Source organism: Mesorhizobium sp. M5C.F.Ca.IN.020.32.2.1 (genome assembly GCF_004023105.1).
Taxonomy (GTDB): domain Bacteria; phylum Pseudomonadota; class Alphaproteobacteria; order Rhizobiales; family Rhizobiaceae; genus Mesorhizobium; species Mesorhizobium wenxiniae.
In genome coordinates, this window is the sequence record NZ_RZSX01001448.1 from 1 (window position 1) to 826 (window position 826).

Here is an 826-nt window from a genome sequence, read left to right on the forward strand (position 1 = left end):
GTCTCCATCATCTGCGGTGGCGCGCGCCTACTTGGTGTTTTCCAGCGCGTCGACCGTCTTCTTCAGCTTCTCGTCCGGGATCTCGACCTTCGCCTCGGCGCGCAGCGACTTGACCAGAGCGATGTACTTGTCGCGGATAACCGCCTGGCGGGCCTGGTCCTTGACCTGGTCGAAGGCCGGCGGCTGCTTGGCGCGCTTGTCCTCGACCTGGATGACGTGCCAGCCGAACTGCGACTGCACCGGCTGCTCGGTGTATTTGCCCACCGCCAGCGCGAAGACCGCCTTGTCGAACTCCGGCACCATCTGGCCGGGTCCGAACCAGCCGAGATCGCCGCCGCTGGTCTTGCCGCTCGGATCGCTGGTGTGCTCGTTGGCGAGTTTCTGGAAATCGGCGCCGCCGTCGAGCTGCTTGATGATCGTATCGGCCTCTTCCTTCGTCTTCACGAGGATGTGACGGGCATGCACCTCGTTGGTCGGCGGCGTGTTGGCGATTTCCTGGTCGTAGCGGGCGCGAATTTCGGCATCCGTGACCTTGCCGATGACATCCTTCTCGACCATTTCGCCATGCAGGGCGCGCTGCTGCAGGAATGCCATGCGGCGCTGGAAGTCGGGATCCTTGTCGAGGCCGGTGGTGACCGCCTGGGCAGCCATGACCTTGATCTCGATCGCCGCCGAAAGTGCTGCGGCGCGGCGCTGTTCTGGCGGCATCTGCGCAAACTGCTGCGACAGCTCGCCTTCGGCAAGGGCAAGGTCTGCCTCGGTCAGCGTCTGGCCGTTGATCGTGGCGACCACGGCGTTCGGATCGACCGGCGCGGCCGGTTGGGCG

The 826-nt window shown here is 65.1% G+C and carries 1 protein-coding gene; it reads right to left on the reverse strand.

Annotation, left to right across the window (positions count from 1 at the left end):
- Window positions 1–27: 27 nt before the first annotated feature.
- The coding region (locus EOA86_RS36680) for a peptidylprolyl isomerase (protein ID WP_128345837.1) at window positions 28–826 on the reverse strand (799 nt) is incomplete at its 5' end.